Origin of the sequence: Paenibacillus amylolyticus, from assembly GCF_003719335.1 — a bacterium.
Taxonomy (GTDB): domain Bacteria; phylum Bacillota; class Bacilli; order Paenibacillales; family Paenibacillaceae; genus Paenibacillus; species Paenibacillus amylolyticus_D.
In genome coordinates this window covers 146,035-171,362 of the sequence record NZ_RIAS01000015.1, presented here as the reverse complement: position 1 = coordinate 171,362, position 25,328 = coordinate 146,035, and the positions used below count along the sequence as shown (strand labels likewise).

Genomic DNA, 25,328 nt, shown 5'->3' with positions numbered 1-25,328 from the left:
CGTGTTACGAATAAGCCGGTCATACGAGATGACCTGAATGCCTTCATCATGTGCCTTCTTGATGACATCGGTCAGCGTATTTCCGTCTACAGATGCAATGACCATGACATCGACGCCTTTGGTAATCATGTTCTCGATCTGGGAGATTTGATTCTCAACCACGTCTTCGGCGTACTGAAGATCTGTTTTGTAACCTTGCTCCTGAAACAGACGAACCATGTTCTCTCCGTCTCCCACCCAGCGTTCCGACGATTTGGTAGGCATGGATATGCCGACATATCCTTTCTCCTTGCTTCCCACATCACTTTCAGCCAGATTACAGGCCGAGAGCATGAAGGACATCACCAGAAGCCAGATGAGTATTGCTCCTTTTTTCATATGAAGTTCCCCTTTCCTCACGTCATCGCGTTCAGTTGGAATCTTAAGATAACGCTTACAACTCTTAGAGTATCGTCTAACTTATCGTCCTTCTCTGCATCTCATGGTAGCATTTCACAGCCAGCAAGGTCTTTGCACGTTTTGAACCTTTTTTATAAAAATTTAACTTTTGATGGAAGCACACAACGAAAAACCCACCACAGGCGATTAACCTTTTACGCGGTGGGTTTGCTTGTAACCTCTGATATCCATACATCCGATGATGCTTCGAAATCTACAAAGAGCCTGCTGTGGAACTGTCTGTTCCGCCGTTCTTGCGATATTGGGCAGGTGAGATGCCCATCGTTTTTTTGAACGCTGTGCTGAAATAGTGCTGTGTATCATACCCTACGCGTTCAGCGATTGTATGGATCGGGAGCGACGTAGAGTCCAGCAACTGTGCAGCTTTACGAATACGGGCATGAGTGACAAGAGTAACAAACGAGTCGTTCAACTCTTTTTTTAACACACGACTGAGATATACTGCCGACACCTGCAAACGGGACGCCAGCGATTCCAGCGTCAACTCCCGTTCTGCGTACTCCTCCTGAATTAATTGTCGCGCCCTGCGAACGAGCGGAGAGAGCTTCACTTCTTCATATACCTGTTCACGGCAATGCCGATACGTACCCGGCACCTCTTCCAGCGTCCCCCTATGAGGTTCGACATGGGCATGAACAGCGATGTTCAGACAAGCACTAATCTGCTGCTCCAGCAGGAGTGCAATCTCCTCAGGGGTCTCCTGCCACAGACAAATCCCGATCACGCTGCTGGCATCACGGAAGAGCACATGCGGATGATCTCCGAGCAGTTCTGATATGATATTTTCCATGGCAAACAGGAACAGTTGACGATCATTCTCCCTCAGTATAGTCTGACGCGCCTCGGCAGCAGGCCAGCGCACCACACCAACTTGCACAGGAGATACAGACGGCAGATGTAGAAAAGCAAGCTGTTCCATCAGACTTTTACCACCTGCCTGTCCTTCCATCCACTCCTGACAAAATCGCTGGCGAAGCAGCGGAATATTTCGTTCAATCTGCTCTGCCGCCTGTCTGACATATGCTGTCCGCTGATGCTCCTCATCCAGCCGTTGACGTAACCGCTCCAGAGCAGCTCTCAACTGGTCTGCTTGTACAGGCTTCAGGATGTAATCCTCGACCCCGAGACGAACGGCTTCCTGGGCATAAGCGAACTCATCATGCCCGGATATGATCAGATAACGAACTCCTGGACACTGTTCCTGTAAAGCACGGATCAGTCCAATGCCATTCAGAAACGGCATATTCATATCGACCAGCACGACATGTACATTTAACTCAACCGCCCGTTCAAGTGCTTCCTCACCGTCCTCGGCTTCACCGACAACCTCCATGCCAAGTGCAGCCCAATCCATGGCCTCCCGGATTCCTTCTCGAATAATCGGTTCATCGTCGGCAATCAGCACTCGGTACAGGTTATCCGCCGCATTGGCATTGACCGGTGTCACTGTATAATCCACAGTCTTCTTCACTCCTTCTCTTGTCGATCTTGGTTATCTCGGTACTCAACCCGGGGAGGTATTGTTACAGGCAGTTCCCGCATCAGTGGATGAACAAGCGTAACGCGGGTTCCCTCTCCCTGTCTGCTGTCCAGCAAAATCCCATAGTCACTGCCAAATGATAATCTTAATCGTGCCTGTACGTTCAGCATCCCGTAACTTTTACCCGTCCACTCCGGTGAAGTCGATTCCAGACTCTCCATCGGCATATCCAGCAGCTGCAGCATCTCCGCCAGTCGTTCTTCGCTCATTCCGGCTCCGTCGTCCTTAATTGTCAGATGCAGCCGCCCCTGCTCCACATTCGCTTCTATGACAATATGACCTGGGCCACGTCTACCCTTAATGCCATGGTATATCGCATTTTCCACCAAAGGCTGGAGTAACAGCTTCAGCACATACAAGTTCTGCAATTCTTCCGGGACATGGATGGTGTAACCAAGACGATCCCGATATCTGGTCTGCTGAATCTGCAGGTAACTGCTAATATGCTCCAGCTCGGAGTGCAGCGGGATATAATCTTGTCCCTTACTGAGTCCGATTCGGAACAGACGGGACAGTGCCCCAACCATATTGGACACACCGTCGGCACCTTCTTTTCGAGCCATCCAGTGAATCGTATCCAGCGTATTATATAAAAAATGAGGCTTGATATGCTCCTGCAAGCTGCGCATCTCCGCATCCCGTTTCTGCCGCTCCCTCAGCTCATTCAGCGAAATCAGCTGACGAATCTGACTCAGCATTCGATTAAAACTATTTCCCAGCATACCGATCTCATCGGCACGATCACTCCAGCGGCCTGCATTGAGATTGCCCGTTTCGGCTCTGCGCATATAAGACATTAATCGGAATATCGGCTGGGCAATCGAACGGGAGAACCACAAGGATGCACTCAGACCAAACAAACACACTACAAAGACAAAACTGACCACATAAAACTGAATCTGTCTCACCTCGGAGATCGACTCTTTGGTCGGGAACACCCCGACTGTTCTCCAGCCCGTAAAGGTAGATGACTGATACATGAATAATAACGCTTCGCCATCCACATCTTTCGTAAACGTTCCGCCCTCTCCCGAAGCAAACCAACTCGCCGGAATATGTTCAATGAGCGGATGCTCCGGTTTGTACACACTTTGCCCTTCGACATCGGTGACCATGACATACCCGGATTTTCCAAGTGTTACATTACGAGCCGCCTGTGAAACGGACCTCAGCTTGAGGTCAATTAGTACAGCTCCCTTTACGTGCCCGGTCGTTTCATCCGTGACAGAGCGGGCGACCGATACAATCTCATCATCCTTATACCGGACATGGGTGGTCATGTTGCGCTCCCGCGGCTGACCCAGTACCGTGAAAATTCCTGGTTGCATTGCAGCCTTCCGATACCAATTCTCCTCGGTCAGACGTTGCTCCGTTCGAGGGTACATCTCATTGCTTATATAATCACCGCTACCGTTCACAAGCACGATGCCCGCAATTTCCGGGTACAACGTTGTGAATCCTTGCAAAGTCTGTTTGATGCCATACAAGCGGTTCTGCTCAGATTCCGTATCCGCTTTGCTGGCTTGTCTTTCGACGCGTTCACGTTCACGTGTGTTCCCGTCCCCGCCGACCTTCTCGTCCATGAAAGCATTGACGTCTGGTTCAAACGCAATCAGATAGGTCATATTTTGCAAGTTCTCCATCTTGGTATTCAACGCTTCATTGACCTTGCCAATCAGCTGCATCGTATGCCCCTCTACCTGTCGCTCCACTACTCGTTCTACCGTCCAATTCACGAGCAGACCCAAACCGACGGACGGCACGATGGCGAAAAGCAGAAATAGAAGCATCAACTGGTATCGTAGCGGCATGTTACGCAGACGCAGGCGGCGGACACCGTTTACAAGCTCAGAGCGCCATGTTCTCTGTTTATTTGGCATAATAATCATCCACATTCAAACGTGTCACGACCGAAATCCCCGTATCTACCGTTACAGGCAGCGGTGCGTTTTCCCCTGAAGGCGAAGGTGCAGGCACGGTCAAGTGATGGTGCAGATGGAACAGGTATTGGAGCGACCAATATCCCATGTTCCAGGTCCCTTGTGCAATCGTAGCGGATATTGTGCCATTTTGAATCAGGTCGAGTGTTGCTTTATTTGTGTCAAAAGAAATGATGTGCAGCTTCTGACCATTGCCTGGATTTGCATTTTGCACCGCTTCCCCAGCTCCGGCGCCTCCCGTTGCCTCGGTGACAAATATACCCGCCAGCTTTGGATGTGCCTTCATCATCCGGATCGTTTCATCCCGGGATTTCAACGTATCTCCATGTCCATCCGCGATTTCAACGACCTGCATATTGGGGTATCGCTGCTGAATCGTTTCGCTGAATCCTTTTGTTCGTTCCTCATGATTCTGTTGTCCCGGCGACGTTAATACAGCGACTTCTCCTTCACGACCGAGCAGCTCGGCCATTTTATCCGCTGCCGTTACGCCTGCCTTATAATTATCCGTTCCCAAAAAAGAATACGCCTGACTCCCTGGTGCATCTGCATCGAACAGAACTACAGGAATATCCGCTTCCACAGCTTTATTGATCGCTGGTATTAATGATTTCGGATCAATCGCCGATATGGCAATGCCCGCAGGTTTACGTGCAATGGCCTGCTCAATCACGGTCGTCTGCTCCTTCGCATCATACCGTGTAGCTCCGCGATACTCGACAGTCACGCCAAGCGCATCCGCGGCATCCTCAAAACCTTTCAGCGGACTCTTCCAATATTCCAGACCCGACTGGAACGTAATCATCATGTACGTCTCACCCAGATCACCGCGCAGGCCGCGGTTTTCCCACGAGTTGTTCACCTGACTGGTATATTCAAATCTCAATACATACAGGGCAAACGCCGCTATCAGCACAATGTAGATCAGTAGCATTTTCTTCATTGTATTCACTTCCTCAAGTGGTCTATGTCTATTTGTACACCCTCACTCCGTTATCGATTGTAAACGCAATCATTCAAAAAGGGAACCTTTCTGTTAAAGTGTAAAAAATAGTTCGACTTATTGGAATAACCATTTTCCAAGAGACCTTACCTCATTACGACCTCCAGCTCTGCTGCAATAATGTACTATAGCTATGGTCTGCTCCGCCTTATGATTACGACAATAATCCTCTATCTTATTTGAGCTACTTTTTTACACATTAACGGAGAGGACAGAAAAAACCTGGAAAAGCGGAGCTTAAAGCTTTCTGAAAGAAAGCTTCATCGGAGGCATATGCCTCGCCTTTATCACCGGATTTTTCCCTTTGTATAAGGGTATCAAAAAAATCTGGGGATAACCGCTACTCTCCAGGTTATTCTGTCATCGGAGTGGACTGTGTAAAATCTTTGGTTCAAATTAGATAGCATCGAAAAGGAGCGCAAGATGAATATACTAACCTTTTTAATCTACTGCATCGTTGTCACATTTACACCTGGCCCCAGCAATATTGTCATTCTCTCCTCCACACAAAAAGTAGGCGCACGCCGCACCATGCCCTATGTCTGGGGAGCTACCTTAGCTTTCGGTCTGTTGCTGACTGCGTCTGCTTTTCTAAATCAGCTTCTCGCTGACATCTTGCCAGGCATCTTGCAAGTCATGCAGATCATCGGCGGCATTTACATGCTATACCTTGCTTATCAGGTCTATCGAATGGGCTCTACTGAAGCCGCTCCTCAGGCCATATTAGGCTTTTGGAACGGTGTAATGATGCAATTTGTGAATCCCAAGGTGGTGCTGTTTACCTTCACCGTCATTCCAGCTTATGTACTTCCTTACGTCGCTGCAGAATCATGGTCTGCGTTCTTCTATGTTATGCTGATTACGTGTATTGGTTTTCTGGCTTACTCCAGCTGGGTGGTGTTCGGCACGATCTTTCGATCCTTGCTGAATCGTTACCAGCGAACATGTAGTATGCTGATGGCTCTTTTTCTGATATACTCAGCCATTATTGTGTCAGGTCTGATCTAACGACTTACTTAATCTGCGGAGGTGCGCGGTATGGAACAGTTTAGCTACAAAAGATCAGAAGACGTACTGGCCCTATCCGCCAGCTTCACCGATTTTACTTATAAAAAGCATTGCCATGAGGAATATGCTGTAGGCGTAACGCTGCGCGGTATTCAGCAATATCATCTCGATGGTCATTATCAGGCTTCACATCCGAACGGCGTCATGCTGTTTAACCGCGAGCAATTACATGATGGAAGCTCCTATGATAAAGAGGGTATTGATTATGTGATGCTTTACCTGAAACCCGAGTTCGTCGAGCAGATTTTGGGCAAAAAAGAACTGCGCTTCAGCAGCCCCATCGTCTATGATCCGAAGCTTGCCCGAAGCATTCTAATGCTGAACGATGCCGTGCAGCATAGACAGGACGAAGCCGAGTGCAGCACCCGGCTGTTTGATCTGGTGCATATGCTCGCTCAGGAGGAACAGCCTGCAAGACTCTGGAAACCTCAGGACAGTCTTGTTCGCAAAGCAAAAGAAATGATGTTTTGCAGCACCGCAGACGTACTGAAACTGGATGATCTATCGGCTGAATTTGGCTTGTCGAAGTTTCAATTTATCCGTGAATTCAAAGCCCATGCCGGCATTTCACCCTATCAATTTTTCCTGAACTGCAAGGTCGAGCATGCCCGTCAATCGCTTGAAAAACATAAAGACATCTATACCGCCGTGGCTGACTGTGGCTTTGTCGATCTGACCCATCTGAACAGACATTTCAAACGGGTCTTTGGCGTAACTGCGCATGATTATATGTTACAGCTCCAGCGTTAGTATGGAGCTACAGCACCTCGGATTGGATGCTCATCACCAACCGAAATCAAAAACACTGCTAAAAAATCAACATCCCCTTAAGGAGCATGCCCACGTCCATAAGGGGATGTTTCGTCAGATAAATTCCACTGCACGATGCGTTCACTGTAGCTCTTGTTCCTTCATTTGGCCGCTCTCATACACACCTTCTATATATCACATACAACTCTTCTATGATATCGATACAGACGATCCCACCATAGATATTATGCTCTCCGCTGTTTCCTTCTCCACAGCCAACCACCCGCTAGCGTAAGTATCACAACTGCACCTCCACCATATAGGAAGATCATCCACGGATCGCGATAACCGCTACCGTCCCTGAAATCATCTGAGCTTGCAGGAGTGCCCTTACCCAACATATTGATTGCCTCTCCAGCCTGTTCAATCTGAAGATTGCCGCTGCACAGACTGCTGTATAATTTGCCATCCTTATCATCCTGATTAGCAAAGATCAGATAGGATCGCTCCTTCACTAATGTTGTTCCACAGGACTCCTCGCCCAAATCATTGATCAAAATCGTCATCTTTTTTGCATCTACGCCTTTCCAGGCCGTGTCCACATCCAGCGTGTACTTCTTATATCGCTCACTGCTGAATATGGAGCCACCTCCGATCTCGACTACTTTTCCCGTAAATACCGCGGCATTTGTTTTCAGTTTCTCCTTGACACTGGATTCCACACAGCTGCATGCGTATGCCCGCTCCCCCGGCCAAACGATCACATTGGCTGCAAATAACAATAGAACTAAAACGGTCGCTACCATTCTCCTCATCCTTACAGACCCCCTTTGAGTTATCTTGAAGCCACTCTTATCTTATGAACGTCTCCATTTTCGTTTTTGTTTGTTTTATAGTAGAATGTTAACACTATGTTAAAAAGGTTATGTATATACTTATTCACGGAGGAACTCGACATTTGATGCACAATTTGACGAAAAAAATATCCATTCCGCTGCTGGTCGCAGCATTATGCCTGATCGCTTTTATCAGCATTGCACTGTCCATCAGCGATAACCAGATTCATCGCTTTGATGCTGTACTTATCGACTTGATCCAAGGCATGGAATCACCTGGCATGACCCGATTTATGCAATTTTTCACTTGGATTGGCAGCGAGCTTCAGGTCGTTGTCATTACGGTCATTGTCATGCTGATCCTCTATGTTTTCCTACGCCACAAACGCGAACTGCTCTTTCTTGCCATCGTGCTTGCAGGCTCTACTCTGCTGAATGCCGTGATCAAGCTGATCTTTCAACGCGCTCGCCCAACCATTAACCGCATTATCGAAGTGAGCGGGTACAGCTTCCCCAGCGGACATTCCATGGCGGCGTTCAGCCTTTATGGCGGACTTGCTTTTCTGATCTGGAAGCATATCCCGACCTTTACCGGGCGTGTATGTATGATAGCAGCCAGTGGTGCATTTATCCTGATGATCGGTATCAGCCGGATCTATCTGGGCGTGCATTATCCTAGTGACGTCGTTGGAGGTTACTTTCTGAGCGGATGCTGGTTATTCACCTGTATCTGGTTCTATAGACGTTTTTTGCAGCGGATGTCTGAATTACAGGCCAGAAGCCTCGCCTAGCCACATGTTATATGCTTCATCGCAAAAACCCCCAACGACCGAAAGATCGTTGGGGGTTTGTTATCTTTTTGATTACAATTTCTCTCCATTGGAAGCAATCACATCTTTGTACCAGTAGAAGCTTTTCTTCGGTGTGCGGCTCAAATCACCGTTGCCATCATTATCTTTGTTGACATGAATGAAACCGTAACGTTTTTTCATCTCACCAGTCGAAGCACTTACAAGGTCAATACAGCCCCACATCGTATACGCAATCAGGTCTACGCCGTCCGCAACCGCTTCTTTCATCTGCTCAATGTGACCTTTCAGATAATCAATCCGGTAGTCATCCTGAATGGAACCGTCTTCTTCCACGACATCGACAGCACCGAGACCGTTTTCCACAACCATCAAAGGAATTTGATAACGGTCATAGAGATGGTTCAGCGTGTAACGCAGTCCTTTTGGATCGATCTGCCAGCCCCAATCGGAGGCTTCAAGATATGGATTTTTGATCCCGCCAAGCAGATTACCCTCTGCTCGATCCAGTGATGTATCTGCACTTTCCACGAGAGACATGTAATAACTGAAGGAGTAGAAATCTACACAGCCTTCGCGCAGCGTCTGCTCATCTTCCGATTGCATTTGAATTTCGATGCCTTCTTCTGCGAAAAAGCGTTTTGCAAATCCTGGGTATGCTCCCCGAACCTGTACGTCCCCACAGATCATGTTGGACAGCTGATCTTTCTTCTGCGCAAGTAAAATATCGTCAGGGTTACACGTATTCGGATATGTTGTCATGAAAGCAACCATACAGCCGATTTTGAAATCCGGATTGATCTCGTGCCCCAGCTTCACCGCTTTGGCACTGGCCACAAATTGATGGTGAAGCGCCTGGAAACGGGTCTGTGGCTGATCTACTCCGTCCGTCAATGTTTCTTTGCCTTCAAACAACAATCCGCCTGCCATATAGGCACCAAGCGGCATCGTCAGACAGTTAATTTCATTAAAGGTCAGCCAGTATTTTACCTGATCCTTATAACGGTTGAACAGGGTTGTACAATAGCGGATGTAAAACTCGATCACTTCGCGAGAAGCCCAGCCGTTATATTTTTGTGTCAGGCCAAACGGTGTCTCGTAGTGAGAGATCGTCACCAAAGGCTCAATGTTATGTTTTTTTAACTCGGCAAAGACGTTATCGTAGAACTTCAAACCTTCTTCGTTTGGCTCCAGATCGTCACCGTTCGGATAGATGCGAGACCAGTTGATCGACATGCGGAACATTTTGAAACCCATCTCGGCCATCATCGCAATGTCTTCTTTATAATGTCCATAAAAATCAACCGCTTCATGGCTCGGATAATACGTGCCTTCTTCAAGTACAGGTGTAATTCGGCGCGGCGTGGTATGCGTTCCGCCTATCATCATATCCGATGTGCTTGGCCCTTTGCCGTCCTTGTTCCATCCGCCTTCAAACTGATTGGCAGCCGTTGCGCCGCCCCAAAAGAATCCATCCTTCATTTTCATGATGTGTTCCTCCTCTAATGTAGACTGCTGCTAGAGCACGTCTGAGATCTTTAATCCACTGAAATACGCTGAGAACTATAACGTTATAGTCCAAGTGTAGCACTTATACCCTGACAAGGGTTGTCATGATATAATTTGGTCATGGAACATAACCGATTATTCCGAATGTTGTTGCTGTTGCTGGAAAAAAAGAAAACGACCGCCCCGGAGCTTGCGCGCCTGTTCGAAATCTCGGTTCGCACCGTATACCGGGACATTGACCGCCTGAGTGCGGCAGGTATCCCCGTCTATACAACAACGGGCAAACACGGCGGCATTCATCTGATGGATCACTATGTCATGGACAAGTCACTGCTGAGCGAGGATGAACAGAATGAAATTTTGCTGGGCTTGTACAGCGTCAGCGCCATTCCACATCTGAATAGTGCCCGGATGCTGGGCAGGTTAACAACCCTTTTTGATCATAAACTGGACTGGATTGAATTCGAGTACTCCCCGTGGAGTAGTATTCCCGAGCAAGAAATGCAACTGTTTAATCAGGTGAAACAGGCGATATTCGCCAGTCAACTGCTCGCATTTCACTATATTGATTCCAATGGAGAAGCGAGTGAGGAAACGGCGCTGCCGGTGAAGCTTATTTTTAAAAACAATACATGGTACTTCCAAGGTTTAAAGCAAGCTGAGCATCAGTCCAGCTCTCTTGTCACGTACAAAATCAAGCGGATCACAGAACTTCGTTTTGTGCCCGGCGCTTACGAGCGTACCGAGGCATACACGTTGAAAAAGGAGGAGTTAATAGAGGGCAAAAATAGAGGACAATACAACGATATGGAAGGAAAATCTAAGGAGCAGCCCGAACTCCAACTACTCTTTGAACATTCAGTTGCCTACCGTGTCTATGACCTGCTTGATCCCGCTATCATTCAGCAGGAGCCAGATGGCAAGTTACAAGTCTCTCTTCAGCTTGATCAGGGTGAACGGCTGTACTCTTTTCTAATGTCCTTTGGCTCGAAAGTAAAGGTGATCGCACCTATGGCGGTGCGCAAAGAGTTGCTTCGCAGACATCAAGAAGCCGTTACACTTTTATTGGAAGATGATGGGCACAAAACCGAGGATGATGGTACAATATAGTATGCGTTTATACCATTTCATTGTAAATTAGGTTCGACAGGAATTCAGCAATGTTGGGAGGACACACATGAATCAGCAGATCAGACATAATAACGTGGAACGCTTTAAAGGATTTGGCACACTGTATGATCAAAACAGACCCGCTGCTCCCCTCGAAGTCGTCGATATTTTGACTCATTATCTGGGCAAGAAGCCGCGCTTCGTGGCTGATGTTGGCTGCGGAACAGGGTTATCCACCTGGATCTGGCTGGATCATGCCGAGCGAGTAATCGGCGTAGAACCTAGCGAGGATATGCGCTCCGTAGGCATTGCGAAATGGGAAGCTGCAGGCAAACCGGATCAGCTGCGTTTCGCGGCGGGAATGTCCCATGACCTCGGCCTGCCTGATGACAGTGTAGATATTTTGACCTGTTCCCAGTCGTTTCACTGGATGGAGCCGGAATCCACTTTACGCGAGTTCGCACGGGTACTGCGTCCAGGCGGTATTTTTGCTGCCTACGACTGTGACTGGCCCCCAGTATTGAACTGGCAGCTTGAAGCAGCATACCAGCAACTGGTTAGCACAGCGGATGAACTTGCTTCACGTCTATCGAGTGCAGAGCAGCAAGCACATAAATGGAACAAAGAAGGCCATTTGCAACAGATCCAGCAATCTGGGCTATTCCGTTACAACCGGGAAATTGTGTTCCACCACCAGGAGCCCTTCACAGCTGAGCGTTATGCCAACCTGGCTCTTAGCCAAGGCGGACTCCAGACAGCTCTGAAACTGGGCGCCACAGAATTGAATGACATGGCAGACGACTTCAGACGCCAGGCCGAACTGGTTTTTGACGGAAAATCAAAAGAAGTGCTGTTCTCCTATCGCATGCGAATCGGCATTATTTAAATTAAAAACATATCAGGATATAAGAATATAAAAATATAAGGATTACTGATCTTGAAGGGTTGTGACCACTTTGATTAACAAAGAAGTGCTGGAACGAGATCGACATTTCATCAAAAGCTGGCTTGACACATATTTCGATTCTCCTCACCGGGATATTCTAATGTCTCATCCGGCCAAAATGGAAGAAGAAGACTATGGCGTGCCTTCGGATATGCAGGTTGGTGAGGTTGATGAAGAAGGATGGGTTCGCTGGAGAATGCTGGACTCGGGGGTTACGGTAGATCAGATTGATGAATTAATTGCTAGTTATATTAGGCCTGGTTCGGATACGTATAGCTCATCGTTCTCTCTGCCTCCGCTCTATATGGCCTATCTAAGTAGCCGATACGTTCTGAATGTCTATCTTCGTTATGAAGGGGTTATGATCGAATTACCGAATCTACCTTCTGACTATCCTCTAAGGGAATTACGTAACCTCTGGTCATCATGGGAATCACTCATTAAGGCGGGATATATTCCATTTGCCTCCTATGAAGATCATGCAGGGCCTGTCTGCTGGGATACGACGACGTGTAACCCAAATGATGACAATGATTATGCTGTCGTATGGTTCGATCATGATATATTAACAGAAGATAGACCGGCCAGCCGGGAGCAGATTGAACACCACGCACAGCCTCTTTTTCAATCTTTCCGAGAAATGCTGATGCGCTCTCCTTCAAGCACTCGTTCCTAACTTAATTGTAGGGATATAAATAAAAAACACCCTCCCCGTTCTTCGTCTACTTTGACTTGGGGAGGGCGCTTGAATATATAACTCTATTCCCTTCTTTATGAACCGGATAACCGCTATCGTTTCCTATTGATAGCTTCTTAGCGTGAAGCTTAGGACGAGAAGAGTTGATTCAGTTGCTGCTCCTGCACCTGAAGAGCAAGAACCACCTTGGAAGGGTCCTGCGGCGAATAAAATACGTTAATGATATGTCCCTGCTGAACCTGCGACATCGCAGAGGGCAGTATTTCTTTTTGCGTAATCACCTCAAAGGTTTCACCATTTGGTTTCGTAATACTCAGTTTAAGCTGTAGCTTGATGTTGCCATTCTGTCCGCTTCCCATAGGGGTAACGTCCAGAATTTTAGCCAGCCCCTTCTCTCCTGTTCGCGCAATATCAACCATCTCCGGTGCTATACCTTGTTGCATCATCTTTTCATTCAACAGTTGCTGCATATGCTCTTGCGACACCATCCCATGGTGATCCAGCCCGACTTTGCGCTCATCTTTCTCGGATACGACAAGCGGAATGATTGCTCCCGGCTGAAACTGGGACAGCGAAGTCAAAGGAACAATGGTTCTTAATTCTGTATCATACGTTTCCCGGCCTTGACGAGACACCTTCAGCATCATTTTCACTTCCGGCTGTTCATTAATATAGGTGCCCGTCTGCTGAATGCTTTGGATCACACCAACTGCTGGTAATCCTGTTTTAATCTTACGTTGCCCCAGACTCGTACCGAAGATCGACGAAATAACCATTAGACCAATGCCACCAAAAAGTATCGGTTTAAACCACCACGACTGCATCGCTATAAACGGATCATCCCACAGCCACTGAGCTATGATTGGAGAAAACCCTGTCCCAAGTACCATCAGTAAGCCAATTACTCTAAAAAAACGACTCATCTCTATCACCCTATCTATCTAATTTATGCTGTATAAATCTTTTTACTATGTTATATCTTTTGTTATATCTTTGGTTTGTATGTTACCTTTTCGTTGTTATCTGTAACAAACAAACTAATAATTGAATTATTCCCTAATTTAAAATAGTTTCATTAACATCGCTATGAATCCACCTAAACCGAAAGAAGTCCCATATAAATCAGTTCAGAAGGGTTCGCCGGATGCTGTCCCAAACCGACACGATCACCTACACGCGGAATCTGCAGCTTGGATACAAGTGTTTCCATCGTACGTTGGTACGTGCGACCACCCGTTTCACTGACTTCAAGTACGAGCACCACAATGGGATCAAAATTAATTAATTTTCCCGTATCCGTTATACTGATCACGGTTCCAGTTGCTGTCAGAGGCAACGATCCGCTTGCAGCCAATTGTGCCTGCTTAGCCGAGTCCAAACTTTGGTTGATGGCATCCCGATGTTCCTTTGGTACGAATCCTTTCATCATCATGCCCGTAAGCCCTTTGTTCATTACTCGATCTGCTTTGGCAACAGCATCTTCCTGTTTGTTTTTACGTGTAAACCATCCCATCATATCGAACACCTCATTTGTTTTTTATTGGGTATGATTAATTATAAACACAACATAGCCCGTATGAATACGGATCTGGACACATACAAAAGAATCGGGGAAATGTCCTGCTAGAGACGAGATTCCATCGATTTATTTGTAGCTATGCTTGCTTTTTCCCAATAAAAACGTTGTTCTAACCAACTCAATGAGGATTAAACCATTTATTTTTGTTGAATTTGTCCGCTACTTGGCTCTGATTACAGTTACTCAGAGTGGTCAAATTTGGTCAAATGCCTACTTTTTTTACAAATGCACACTTTGTAGCTTAGCTTTATTAAAGATACTTATGTAGCAAACATCGCACATTCATGATGCACTCACAGCACACATCCCTGCAAAAGACGCACTTACAACATATCTTCCACACCTAAGACTTTTCCTGATAAGTTGAAGTGTTTCAACACAGATGTTTGCTCTAACGATCTCAGATAAGCTTATTTAAGCAAAATAGTCCTTTCTGAAATTGTAACGATCACCAGAGAGCTTATCTCACTGAAAAACCAAGATAAACGTCCATTTTGACAGTGATTCCACCAAATAAGCTCCACTGTGATCGCTAGAAAATAAAAACGTTGAAATTCGCCGAAATAACGTCGCTGGTGATCGTTAGAAATGAACCTGCCTTGCCCCAGCAGCCTTCCAAACCTAACCTTTACTTCGTTCTCCGTAGCAAATACACCAGCTTGCGATAATAACCTGCCGCCTCTTTGTACCGCCGCTGATCCTCACTCACCACAGCCAAGCCTTCATATAGGGATTCCAAACGTAGCGACTGTTGCACAGACTCAAAATATGGCAGACAAGCCTGAGCTTGAGTTAAAAATGTGTCCTGTTCTCCGTGTGCCAGCGCCAGCTGACTTTGATAAAAAACCGCGTTCATTCGCTGATCCTCTGTGACAGCACAACTTAACAGTTGATCCACACTTTGCGCCAGCATGCCCCAACTTTTCCGGGCGGAGGCAACCTCACAGCGATACACCAAAAGCAACGGCTTCATCGCCTGCCGTGTCTCCTTCGTTTCTGCCTCGAGCAGGTTTTCGAATCGCTCAATCTCAGTCTGTGCCTGATCTAACTCCCCTGACATCGTCAACATGACAATTCGATTGTTCGCAATGGCTGTAACCAAATCTCCATGATTCCCGGCGTAGACCAGATTCGCCTCAGCCATCGACAATGCGGACAAAGCTTCCTGCAACAGTCCCATCGTAAAGCAATACCCGCTGTATGCTACATACAGACTGGACAAACGATGAAACAACCGCTGATCATACACATGTTTCATCGTCTGCTCAAATGTGCGCTTCGCCTCCTCGTAATGCCGGGTATGGATATAAGCCTCCATCTGAATATTCTGGATCGACAGCCATAGCTCGCTTCCCGGCTCCGTCAGGGCGCTCAGTCTTGTCACATGAGTGAGCACGTCCACAAACGCCTGCTTGGATCGATAATATTGGATTTTGTAAAATAGCAAAGCTTTGGTAAGCGGCCCAGGTAGCTGCACGTCATCCGGGCGGCCATACTTCTCCAAATAAAAATTCAGATACGATGTATGTATGTATTCATGCGCAGCGGCGTCATTTAACTGCTGATAGTAGACGGCCTTCATTAAAGCAGTCGTCAGTTCCACCGTAAGCGAATCATCCCGATCCTCCAAAGCATGTACCGTTTCCTCCGGGATCGTCGAGGCTGGAACCGACATCTGTACAAAGATCGCTTCTGCTCGTGCCAATGTCTGTTCATCCTGGACTGCTGTCCGCAATAGATAGGAGGAGCTTACACCCAAGCGCTCTGCAATACTCTCGGCCAAATCTTCGGGCAGTGGATAACGCTCTGCAAGGATGTTTGCGAAATGTGCCTGCGTAACCAGACCTTCTACGAGGTCTTTACGTGAGATTTGTTTTCGTTTGCTTAAAAACTCGATCCGTTCTTTCAGCATAACAGGTCTATCCTTTCATTATGAAGGTCTACTCTTTCTCTATAGCGAGTCTATCATATCATTGGTACGATTCGTCATTTGCGATCAAGCCTAACTTCTGATTATAAAGAATCTGGCCTTCCTCATCCACTACATCATTCTCATGCTTATTAAACTTATCATCCCAAAATGAAAGCCGAATGGCCACCCCGTTCTCTCCTTCGAGTAAAATTGACGAAACGGTTTCCGTTTCGAACGTAATTGTTTTACAATAGGGGAGATGTATACGTACAATATACGAAAAAAGCATGATGAATCGATCCAATATTACACTGAATTGAACACGAAAGGGTGCCACAATAATGATTATTAAACCAAGAACACGTGGTTTTATTTGTACAACTTCCCATCCTGTCGGCTGTGCGGCACAAGTGCAGGAGCAGATTAATTATGTAAAATCTAAGCCAGAGATTCAGGGGCCCCGCAACGTGCTCGTCATCGGCGCGTCTACAGGTTACGGACTGGCTTCGCGCATCGTTTCCGCTTTTGGAGCAGGCGCGAATACAATTGGTATTTACCGCCCCTCCAGCGCAACAGATAAACGAACCGCTTCTGCTGGATGGTATAACTCCGCGGCATTTGAGAAGGCTGCGGATGCCGCAGGCCTGAAATCCTACAGCATCACTGGTGACGCTTTTGCCAATGAAACCCGTGATAAAGCTGTTGAGCTGATTCGCAGCGAATTGGGTCAAGTGGATTTGGTCGTTTACAGCGTTGCTTCGGCTCGCCGTACCGATCCAAATACGGGCGAAGTGTTCAACTCCGTGCTGAAGCCGATCGGACAGCCCTACACAAACAAAACCGTCAATTTCCACACAGGAGAGATCACTTCAGTGACTCTCGAAACAGCGACAGAAGAAGAGATTCGTCAGACGGTTAACGTCATGGGCGGCGAAGACTGGGAGCTGTGGATGGATGCACTAAAGCAAGGCGGCGTACTTGCAGACAATGCAACAACGATTGCCTTCTCTTACATCGGCCCTGAGCTAACACATGCCATTTATCGTGAAGGCTCCATTGGTCAAGCGAAAGATCATCTGGAAGCAACAGCGCGCAAAATGCATGAGCGTCTGAGCGCAACAGGTGGACGTGCTTACGTTACTGTAGCCAAAGCACTGGTTACCCAATCCAGCTCGGCCATTCCAGTCGTGCCACTGTATATTTCCGCATTGTACAAAGTGATGAAGGAAAAAGGGCTGCATGAAGGATGTATCGAACAGTTGCAACGGCTGTTTGCGGATCGTCTGTACGCTGGCGGTGAAGTGCCGACAGATGAGCAAGGGCGCATTCGCATCGATGATTGGGAGATGAGAGCAGACGTGCAGGAGGAAGTGGCGAAGATCTGGAACGATCTTACGAGCGAGAATATCTATGACCTGTCCGATCTTGAAGGTTACCGCCGCGAGTTCTTCCAACTGTTTGGTTTCGAAACTGATGGCGTGGATTATGAGGCCGATGTGGATCCAAACGTGGAAGTACCCCACCTCGTTCAGTCATAAAGTTTAATCTTGTTTTGCATTCAGGGAGGAGCTTCATTGCTTCTCCTTTTTTATTTTTCATACGTCATCCATCCACGCACGCATTCATTCATCCATTCACTCATCACGTTTTCCTGACCTACTCTGCTTCAAGACAAAATAAAAAGAAGCACCACCATCCTGGATGATCTGCTTCTTGTGTTTGACCTTTTGTAATTTTTCCTGCTTGGTTGGTGTCAGGCGAACATGCTGCGATAATGCCCCATAATCTCCATTCATTCTGCGGCTTTGCTCGGGAGTCCATTGTCCGGACCGTTCTGCTTTGCGTAATGCTTTTTGTGTCTGTGTACGTGCCATATTCATGAACACACTCCTTCAGTTGAACTACGTTCAATATATCATGTGCAGCGATGCAAGTGAAGGTGCAGCCAGTCTGAACTCATTTATACATCCGTACTAGGAAGTTTGATTTCGTTTCTTTCAATGACAAGATTCGTTGATATGCCTTGTTGTTTAGCTTTGAATTGGATTCTTACGAATTTTGAAAGATGAAACCTATTCTTTTTCTTGAAGAAGCGATCAAATCTGTCTGCCACATTTCGGACATTAGACTGCAGAGCAATGCTATCTACATTTTTGAGCCAGTCAAAAAAAGTTCTAACGCCGGAACTTGTGTGGCACATGATTTATAGGATAGCCCTTTACCCGTTGCAACATAGCCATGAGATCATCTCACGTTTGATTGGGTTAATTTAGTTAGGCAAATAAAAGAGCCCGCTATAGACGAGCTCCCTGTTTACGCGCATCTTCAAACATGTAAAATATGAGCCTTAATATCTTCTCTCGCTTGTAACATAGCTGTCCCATTAGCAGTCATCAATAATTGTCTTGCGGCCCTCACCATTTTTAGATAACATTTCGACCGTATATCCAGCAGGGAGGGGGCAGTGAGCAAACCATTAGGAAAAATTTTCCAGCCTGATATCAATAGCAACAACATGACGTCATTAGGTCTTATCTTGAATAATCCGATGCGTTCATTGAGCCTCTTTTTACATTAATGGCATAAATTGCTTCTGGTGTCCTTAGAAATACATTTAGGATACCATCGCTATATATTCCCGTGGACGCAATAGAAAAGTGACCCGATGAATCCATCTGCACTGGAATTTTCTCCAGCAACTTCCCAGTTTGCACGTTATCCAGATGTTGATCGATCTGAATCTCCAATTGCTTGCTCGCCTGATCCGTGAATTTCCCTTCCACCAAGAGCCTGCCGTCCGTGCCGAATTCAACAATCAACGTTTTGCTACCAAGTGCCGGTTTAATATACACTTCCGGAAATAGATGTTCAGCTTGCTTTTCCTCGGAAGTCACCAACTTCGGTGCGCCAACCAATTGCTTCATATTGGACTGCAAATGCATCAAGATCACCGCTGCCTGGGCCCGAGTCACGATATCGTTGGAACCGAACATACTACTCTGATTTCCTTGGGTTCCGCGCATGTAATTATGAGCCAGTACATAGTTCACTGCATAAGGAAAATCGAAATTCACACCGTCCATTGATGCGATCAGACCAGCTGCACGATAACGGTTAATTGGCTTATCCCGAAATTCACTTTTGCCCGGACCTGAACTAAACAGCAACAGGTTGCGAGCCTTAGCCACGTTGTAGGCACCTTCCGCCCAGTGTTTCTTTTTCTTGGAAGCGTACGATTCGTCATCAATTTTATAGGTGCGTAGCAACATGATGAGGAACTGCGCTTCACTCACAGAATCTTCTGGCCGGAATTTACCGTTTGCGTCCGCTCCAACGATACCTGAACGAAGGGCCCACTCAATTGCTGATTGGTCGGCACGTCCTGCGATATCTTTAATCTTCGCCGGATCAGTTGATGGATAACTCTTGCTCTTGAGGCGTTCGAATACCCGTACCGGTACCGTTCCCTGCACCTCACCGGAGCTGAGCGTTATTTTATAACTGCCAGGCTTAATTCCTTCAAGAATACCATCCGGCGAGACTTTCAGACCCGTAGGGGAACTGCTAGAGTATGTAATCGCCGTTTTTGGCGTTGCGAATGTCCCATCGTCGTAAGAGGCCGTGATCTGCATCGGCAACTTACTTCCTGAATTCAACACCAATTCGTCGTACTGCGCAGATAAACCCTTCATCGTGTTCCCTTTTCCCGTCGTAAACGACCAGGTTTTGCTTCGTCGCTGCGACTCCTTATACAGCGTATAATCAAACTTCACTGTATAGACGCTGTACCCGTCCAGCACATCCTTGGGATACAAGAACACCGTATTACCATGCAGTTCGCTGTAATATGGAACATCCTTTCCTTGCGCATCCAAGATGCTGGCCTCGAACGAATCGATGGCAAAGCCAGCTGAAGCAGAGATGATGCCCCCCGAGTGTTCAACACCGAAGGCAACAAGAGGATTCGGATTCTCAAATCCGTAGAAACCAACGTCCGCTCCTTTCATTCCGTTGTACGGATATACTCTGGCTTCCGTACTATCCCTCTGTAACTTCATAGAGGCTGGATTCATGACAGCAGTACCATTCTGTAATCCAATGCCGACCGATGTGTACTCCTCATCCAATATAATCTGGCGATGATACGCGGTGCTTAGCCAGCCATCAATCGCTTGACGTGTTGTTGCCATATTAAAAGCCATGACTTCAGCAACCATTGTATTTGGCCATCCAGCTGCCTTCCCCCGGTCTCCTGCTCTCACTCCGGTAAATCCTGGTGTGCCAGGCCCCTCCTCATGAGCCGTCCTTCCTTTGAACTGAGTGGTATTGTAATACGCTGCGTGTGCTTGAGACGCCTGAGACAATCTTGCGTCAAGCTCCAAAGGGCCTACGCCTACCTTCGCCCGAATCTCGTTCAGATACGCCAATCCGTCGAGTTGATCCTGCGTAAAGCCTCCTTGTGAGACCATCGTAGTTGTGGCCGCCGATGCGCGTTCTGCTGGATAAGCCGGTACGAACGTCAGGGCCATGACCGCGGAGAGCAGACAGGTTGCCAACCTACGGCCCAATCTCTGGTTTATTACTTGATTAGAACTGTTATTCTTGCTGTGTTTGCTTGATTTCATTATGTTATTCCCCTCATCTTCATCTTTTTTCCCATTGCACTTAACGATGCGTTCTTACCCGGATTCTCAGCCTTAGCTAAAAAGCTTAGGACAGGTTGGAGTCCGATTCTTCCCATCCTATTATTTAATTCCACTGATTCCTCACTTATCGTGATTATGTATAGCATTTTTGTTATGTACTCTTGTTTCTAAATAGATGAGTCACCATTTTCACTTTAAACGCAATAAATCTTCCAAACCTCCTTCCTCCTATTCTCTTTGAAAATAAAATCTCATTTACTCATTGCTTTCTTTACATACTTCTCTGCCCTGTAATCCTTACGAACCTCATGCAGGTCAGTTGAATTTGCCTCTGACCAAGATTCAAGTATCCTTCTGGGTTCCGCTTCGATTATTTTACGAGCTGCAAGTATATCACCTGCTCTGAAAGCATCGATAATGCCAACTAAGTCTGTTCGATCAATCAATTTCACATAATTGATACCAGCGAGCGTCTCACATGAATCTGTAAATCTGGTAGTTGCAATGACCACCGCTTTTTTAGCCTTGTAGTATCTCATACAAGAGAAGACTTCTTGAACAGCACTGATCCCTACCGGATTTTCTATCGCGTATCTTTTAGCTTGAATAACATTTCTAACTCCATCCGAATCAGTAAATACGACGTCAGCTCCAAAGTAACGACTCCCCATAGTCTTGTAGACTCCAGAATAACCTAGCTCAATTAATAATCTATATAAGTACATTTCGAAACCGGACCCGTCTTCCATCCTATCAATATCATCTATTGTAATATCTCGTAGATCGTAATGCTCTGTGTCCAATTTAATCGGAGGATTCAGTTTTCTCCACAAGATGAGTATCGCTAAAGACAACACAATAATTGCAACTATAATCAACAAAAAAACGATATAGTTCATTAGGTCTACTCCCCTTCTAATTTCTAGTACAACAATACCATATTTTTCAATATTATAGATAGATTTTTATGGTAAACACCTTCTGACATTAAACAAATTTAATTTTATGGTTGTTAGATATTCACATTTTTTACCTATACATAAGAGAGAATGTAAATTTAGTTACAAATCCAAATAAGCGACACCTTTTAAGGTATCGCCTTTCCATTTTCCAAAATTAATTTACACGCCTTATCAGATCTTCGTTGTTATTACGTACATTTCCTATATCCAACAATGTAGACATTTGTAGAAGACCAGTTTATCACCTTCTTCCAATCCGGGGATTGTCTACTGCTATATATGCTGTCTCCATCCTTGCCCTCAAGTTCCTCCGGCTCGTCTGACATCAACTACGCTTGCGCCGAGACTGCCATGTCTCAATGGGTTCGTGGTCATGCTCTTCGATCAGTTCCATCGCTTCGTCCAGCCTTCGCGACTTAAACAGGGCAATCAGCTCGATCAAATCCTCTCGATCCAGCAATTTCACCTCATTCACCGCAGCCAGCGTGCGGCAAGCCTCCGTGTATCGGGCAGAAGTCAGTACAATGGATCGATCCGCCTCGTAATAACGAATGGAGGTATAAATCTCTTGCACCGCGCTAAGACCAACAGGATGATTGGCACCGTAACGTTTGGCCTGTACCACCGTGCGTCTGCCCAGCCTGTCCACAAACACGAGGTCTGCACCGAAATCCCGGCTGCTCGTCGTTTTGTGAACCTCCTCATAACCGAGGCGCTCGAACAAATTGTAGAGATATAACTCAAACTCTGATCCATCCTCCATTTTATCGATATCCTTGATCGTGATTTTCTGGGGATTCGCCTCACTTCGTATTCGTTGCCCACGATAAATGATCCGCCGAGTCATCCAGGTTAGCAACAACAACAGGACAATGCCCGTGATAACCCATAAGGTGATGTTTTCACTCCAATTCATTTCATTACTCCTCGTCGTCGTTACTTCGTATTTCTCTTGTCACAGCCCTAAATATATCAAACTTCAATGATCATCTAAAGAAGATGAATTCCCTGTAACTGTTTGACCTCTTTTAACATCGCGTTATCACATTCATGGTGAAAAAAGGTTACAGCGTGTTCGGTTGAATTCCACTAGAAATCAATGGTAGAATTCTACAATCGGTGTTATTTTGACCGCATACGAAAGGTGGTTTATCCCTTGCATACTACTTATACGAATCGTAAACGCAAGTCTACAACCTGGGCTGTTCTTTTGCTCAGTGGAATGCTTCTCTTGAACATGAATACAACTGCAGGATACGCGGCAGCGTCCACGGAATCCTTGCCTAAACCGTCATGGACTTCCTCCTCTCTCATGTTAAATGAGGCTAATACGGAGAAAGACGTCATGATCAAGAACATTTACGCTGTACCTTCCAAAAATTTGGTATATGTACACACTTCTCAGCCCGTAACCAAAACAAGCAGCAAAACAACGCTGGACTGGCAGCTCGATTCACTTCAAGCACTGGATGCCAAAACAGGACAGCTCAAGTGGAGCACTATTTTCCATGAGAAAAGCGGCCCTTATACAACTTACTCCAACTCGGTATATGCAAGCAACGGTACAGCTTACGTGTATATGGAGTATTCGGATAAAAGCAAGAAATTATATTCGTTTAATACATCCGGCAAGACCAACTGGGTTAAAAACGTAAATTCGTCAGCAACGATCTCACTCATGGATAACGATAATCTACTGGTCGCTGCAAGCCAAGGGGTACAAGCCAATGGCTCTGTGCGTTCTACCCTCTCTCTTTATGACAAAAAAGGGAAGCTGTTGAACGAAAAAACAATTGCAGGCACTGTGCTCAAAGCAGCTCAGGGAAGAATTGTCGTCGATGCGAGCAAACAGGTCAAGTCGGGTAACTTCTGGCAACCGGCTGCCAATCCCAAAATTGAAATCTACGACACCTCGTTAAACCGGCTGTCCTTCTATCAATTCCCGGCTGATGCCAATACACAAGGGGATGGCGGCGGTGAAGCGCTGGCCATTCTGGATGATGGTTCTGTTCTGATGCGTGCCAACTTCGAAACCACCGGCAATCGCTTGATGGGATTTGGTTCGGATGGCAAGCTTGCATGGGGGCGTGCAATCGCTGGAGATGCATATATTCAAACAGCGGGTAATGGGTACACCTTGCTCACTGGCTCAAAGCTTGAGCTATACACGATGAAAGGCAAAGTGACGGAGCGTATGTTCAAGGATGCTCAGCCTGTGCTCATGCATGTTGACCGAACACAAGACGGGCAATACCAGCTTGATTTTGCTAAAACAGGATATATTCTGGATCCACAGACATTGGAAGATGTGCATGTGTACACCGTTAGTACTGCTGTTCCTTCATTAGAAAGTATCTCCACTTATATGAATGATGTGATCTATTCAATGAAGGGCGAAGTCCTCTCCAAATATACGCTTAAGTCGTCGTCAGCTAAATAATTACTGTAACCCTTACCTGACATGGCTTTAGTCAAAAAAAGCCGGAACAGCTCCTCGCGGTGCTTTCCGGCTTCTTTTATTTCCAGTTCTCGTTAATGAATTCGTCCCTTCCGGACAGCGCGCGGTCTTCCTTGTAATGTTTTTCGTTTTTCTTGTGATAGTCCTGATGATAGTCCTCTGCAGGGTAAAAGATTACAGCATCCCGAATCTCGGTCACGATGGGCTGATTGAATCGTCCGCTGGCCGCAAGTTCCTGTTTGGATTGCTCGGCAAGCTGCCGCTGGCGTTCATTGTGTACAAAGATGGCGGTACGATACTGCGATCCTCGATCCTGGAACTGTCCTCCGTCATCCGTGGGATCAATCTGAGGCCAGTATAATTCTAATAAGCGCTCGTAAGGGAATACATCGGGATCAAATGTAATCTCCACGACTTCCACGTGCCCTGTCTCCCCTGTCTTCACCTGCTCATAGGTCGGATTTTCGACATGACCACCTGTATAACCTGATACGATACCGTGGATGCCTGGTTGTTCCTCAAACGGGGTAACCATACACCAGAAACATCCGCCAGCAAACGTTGCTTTTTCCATTCCATTCAACTCCTCAGATTCAAAACAATAACTTGAACGCATTAACTCAGACATGCATTCATTCCTACATTGTAAAACAACAAGAGGTTGATGGAAAGCCACCGCAATGGCTCTTCATCAACCTCTTCATTCAGCTTCGCTTGGAAGCATTCATATCCATATGGTTCATCATACAGCTTTCAGCTACACCATAACTTCTTAACCAGGAACATCGCTCGCTCTAGTTTACCCGCGGCTGCGTCCCATCGAACGGAAGATCAAGCTGACAATCGCTACAAGCACAATCGCACCAATCAATGCCGGTACAATGTGGAATCCGCCCATCTCAGGACCCATGTCTCCAAGAATGACTCCGCCTAACCATCCACCGATAAAACCAGCAACGATATTACCGATAATACCACCTGGGATGTCACGACCAACAATCAGACCTGCCAGCCAACCAATGATACCACCGATAATTAATGACCATAACCAACCCATATCATTCACCTCTATTTTAAAGTTTTTGTTGCGTCTGACTACTATTA

The 25,328-nt window shown here is 46.5% G+C and carries 24 protein-coding genes; 8 read left to right on the top strand and 16 right to left on the bottom strand.

Going from position 1 to position 25,328, the window contains the following annotated elements; translation table 11 throughout:
• From EC604_RS23175 to EC604_RS23160, 4 genes are all read right to left on the bottom strand, one after another.
• Positions 1-378 (bottom strand): substrate-binding domain-containing protein (locus EC604_RS23175; protein ID WP_151458111.1); only part of this gene is annotated, 378 nt, incomplete at its 3' end.
• A 274-nt stretch (positions 379-652) separates the two neighbouring features.
• Positions 653-1,918, bottom strand: a complete 1,266-nt coding sequence (locus EC604_RS23170) for a response regulator (RefSeq protein ID WP_240037123.1) — start codon at positions 1,916-1,918, stop codon at positions 653-655.
• An 8-nt stretch (positions 1,919-1,926) separates the two neighbouring features.
• The gene (locus EC604_RS23165) at positions 1,927-3,888 is read right to left on the bottom strand and encodes a cache domain-containing sensor histidine kinase (RefSeq protein ID WP_123066389.1); all 1,962 of its coding nucleotides are present in this window, start codon (positions 3,886-3,888) and stop codon (positions 1,927-1,929) included.
• Entirely contained in the window at positions 3,869-4,882 is a 1,014-nt protein-coding gene (locus EC604_RS23160) for a substrate-binding domain-containing protein (RefSeq protein ID WP_123066388.1), read from the bottom strand. The genes EC604_RS23165 and EC604_RS23160 overlap by 20 nt, the downstream gene beginning before the upstream one ends.
• 483 nt (positions 4,883-5,365) lie before the next feature.
• Between EC604_RS23160 and EC604_RS23155 the strand changes: the two genes are divergently transcribed.
• Entirely contained in the window at positions 5,366-5,950 is a 585-nt protein-coding gene (locus EC604_RS23155; RefSeq protein ID WP_123066387.1) for a LysE family translocator, read from the top strand.
• A 30-nt stretch (positions 5,951-5,980) separates the two neighbouring features.
• A complete protein-coding gene (locus EC604_RS23150; protein ID WP_123066386.1) occupies positions 5,981-6,760 on the top strand; it encodes an AraC family transcriptional regulator in 780 nt (259 codons plus the stop codon).
• Between the two features lie 245 nt (positions 6,761-7,005).
• Here the strand turns inward: EC604_RS23150 and EC604_RS23145 are convergent, their stop codons facing one another.
• On the bottom strand, positions 7,006-7,575 hold the full coding sequence (locus EC604_RS23145; RefSeq protein ID WP_151458110.1) for a hypothetical protein: 570 nt from the start codon (positions 7,573-7,575) through the stop codon (positions 7,006-7,008).
• A 146-nt stretch (positions 7,576-7,721) separates the two neighbouring features.
• Between EC604_RS23145 and EC604_RS23140 the strand changes: the two genes are divergently transcribed.
• On the top strand, positions 7,722-8,387 hold the full coding sequence (locus EC604_RS23140) for a phosphatase PAP2 family protein (RefSeq protein ID WP_123066384.1): 666 nt from the start codon (positions 7,722-7,724) through the stop codon (positions 8,385-8,387).
• A gap of 72 nt (positions 8,388-8,459) precedes the next feature.
• On the opposite strand, the gene EC604_RS23135 is transcribed toward EC604_RS23140, so the two are convergent.
• The gene (locus tag EC604_RS23135; protein WP_123066383.1) at positions 8,460-9,893 is read right to left on the bottom strand and encodes a glycoside hydrolase family 1 protein; all 1,434 of its coding nucleotides are present in this window, start codon (positions 9,891-9,893) and stop codon (positions 8,460-8,462) included.
• A 141-nt stretch (positions 9,894-10,034) separates the two neighbouring features.
• Here EC604_RS23135 and EC604_RS23130 point away from each other — a divergent pair, with 141 nt between their 5' ends.
• From EC604_RS23130 to EC604_RS23120, 3 genes are all read left to right on the top strand, one after another.
• On the top strand, positions 10,035-11,024 hold the full coding sequence (locus EC604_RS23130; protein WP_240037121.1) for a helix-turn-helix transcriptional regulator: 990 nt from the start codon (positions 10,035-10,037) through the stop codon (positions 11,022-11,024).
• A gap of 67 nt (positions 11,025-11,091) precedes the next feature.
• A complete protein-coding gene (locus EC604_RS23125; RefSeq protein WP_123066382.1) occupies positions 11,092-11,910 on the top strand; it encodes a class I SAM-dependent methyltransferase in 819 nt (272 codons plus the stop codon).
• A 70-nt stretch (positions 11,911-11,980) separates the two neighbouring features.
• The gene (locus EC604_RS23120) at positions 11,981-12,646 is read left to right on the top strand and encodes a hypothetical protein (RefSeq protein ID WP_123066381.1); all 666 of its coding nucleotides are present in this window, start codon (positions 11,981-11,983) and stop codon (positions 12,644-12,646) included.
• A gap of 149 nt (positions 12,647-12,795) precedes the next feature.
• Here the strand turns inward: EC604_RS23120 and EC604_RS23115 are convergent, their stop codons facing one another.
• From EC604_RS23115 to EC604_RS30855, 4 genes are all read right to left on the bottom strand, one after another.
• Positions 12,796-13,590: a hypothetical protein gene (locus tag EC604_RS23115; RefSeq protein WP_123066380.1), complete on the bottom strand. Its 795-nt coding sequence runs from the start codon at positions 13,588-13,590 to the stop codon at positions 12,796-12,798.
• Between the two features lie 173 nt (positions 13,591-13,763).
• The gene (locus tag EC604_RS23110; RefSeq protein WP_192895147.1) at positions 13,764-14,183 is read right to left on the bottom strand and encodes a hypothetical protein; all 420 of its coding nucleotides are present in this window, start codon (positions 14,181-14,183) and stop codon (positions 13,764-13,766) included.
• A 691-nt stretch (positions 14,184-14,874) separates the two neighbouring features.
• Positions 14,875-16,158 carry an XRE family transcriptional regulator gene (locus EC604_RS23105; protein ID WP_123066379.1) on the bottom strand — a complete coding sequence of 428 codons (1,284 nt, stop codon included), beginning with the start codon at positions 16,156-16,158 and terminating at the stop codon, positions 14,875-14,877.
• A 58-nt stretch (positions 16,159-16,216) separates the two neighbouring features.
• Positions 16,217-16,345, bottom strand: coding sequence for a hypothetical protein (locus EC604_RS30855; RefSeq protein WP_275670049.1), 129 nt, complete (start codon positions 16,343-16,345; stop codon positions 16,217-16,219).
• 154 nt (positions 16,346-16,499) lie between these two features.
• Here EC604_RS30855 and fabV point away from each other — a divergent pair, with 154 nt between their 5' ends.
• Positions 16,500-17,696 carry an enoyl-ACP reductase FabV gene (fabV, locus tag EC604_RS23100; protein WP_123066378.1) on the top strand — a complete coding sequence of 399 codons (1,197 nt, stop codon included), beginning with the start codon at positions 16,500-16,502 and terminating at the stop codon, positions 17,694-17,696.
• Positions 17,697-17,792: 96 nt separating this feature from the next.
• On the opposite strand, the gene EC604_RS23095 is transcribed toward fabV, so the two are convergent.
• From EC604_RS23095 to EC604_RS23075, 4 genes are all read right to left on the bottom strand, one after another.
• Complete coding sequence (locus EC604_RS23095) at positions 17,793-18,038, bottom strand: hypothetical protein (protein WP_429349676.1); 246 nt, start codon at positions 18,036-18,038, stop codon at positions 17,793-17,795.
• 651 nt (positions 18,039-18,689) lie between these two features.
• Positions 18,690-20,783 (bottom strand): CAP domain-containing protein, encoded by a 2,094-nt coding sequence (locus EC604_RS23085; protein WP_123066377.1) that lies wholly within the window; start codon positions 20,781-20,783, stop codon positions 18,690-18,692.
• Positions 20,784-21,055: 272 nt separating this feature from the next.
• Complete coding sequence (locus EC604_RS23080; protein WP_123066376.1) at positions 21,056-21,703, bottom strand: restriction endonuclease; 648 nt, start codon at positions 21,701-21,703, stop codon at positions 21,056-21,058.
• A 388-nt stretch (positions 21,704-22,091) separates the two neighbouring features.
• A complete protein-coding gene (locus EC604_RS23075; protein WP_123066375.1) occupies positions 22,092-22,682 on the bottom strand; it encodes a restriction endonuclease in 591 nt (196 codons plus the stop codon).
• Positions 22,683-22,922: 240 nt separating this feature from the next.
• Between EC604_RS23075 and EC604_RS23070 the strand changes: the two genes are divergently transcribed.
• Positions 22,923-24,206: a PQQ-binding-like beta-propeller repeat protein gene (locus EC604_RS23070; RefSeq protein ID WP_161557018.1), complete on the top strand. Its 1,284-nt coding sequence runs from the start codon at positions 22,923-22,925 to the stop codon at positions 24,204-24,206.
• A gap of 76 nt (positions 24,207-24,282) precedes the next feature.
• On the opposite strand, the gene msrA is transcribed toward EC604_RS23070, so the two are convergent.
• Positions 24,283-24,798, bottom strand: coding sequence for a peptide-methionine (S)-S-oxide reductase MsrA (gene msrA / locus EC604_RS23065; protein WP_123066373.1), 516 nt, complete (start codon positions 24,796-24,798; stop codon positions 24,283-24,285).
• Between the two features lie 225 nt (positions 24,799-25,023).
• Complete coding sequence (locus EC604_RS23060) at positions 25,024-25,281, bottom strand: GlsB/YeaQ/YmgE family stress response membrane protein (protein ID WP_090915436.1); 258 nt, start codon at positions 25,279-25,281, stop codon at positions 25,024-25,026.
• Positions 25,282-25,328 lie beyond the last annotated feature (47 nt).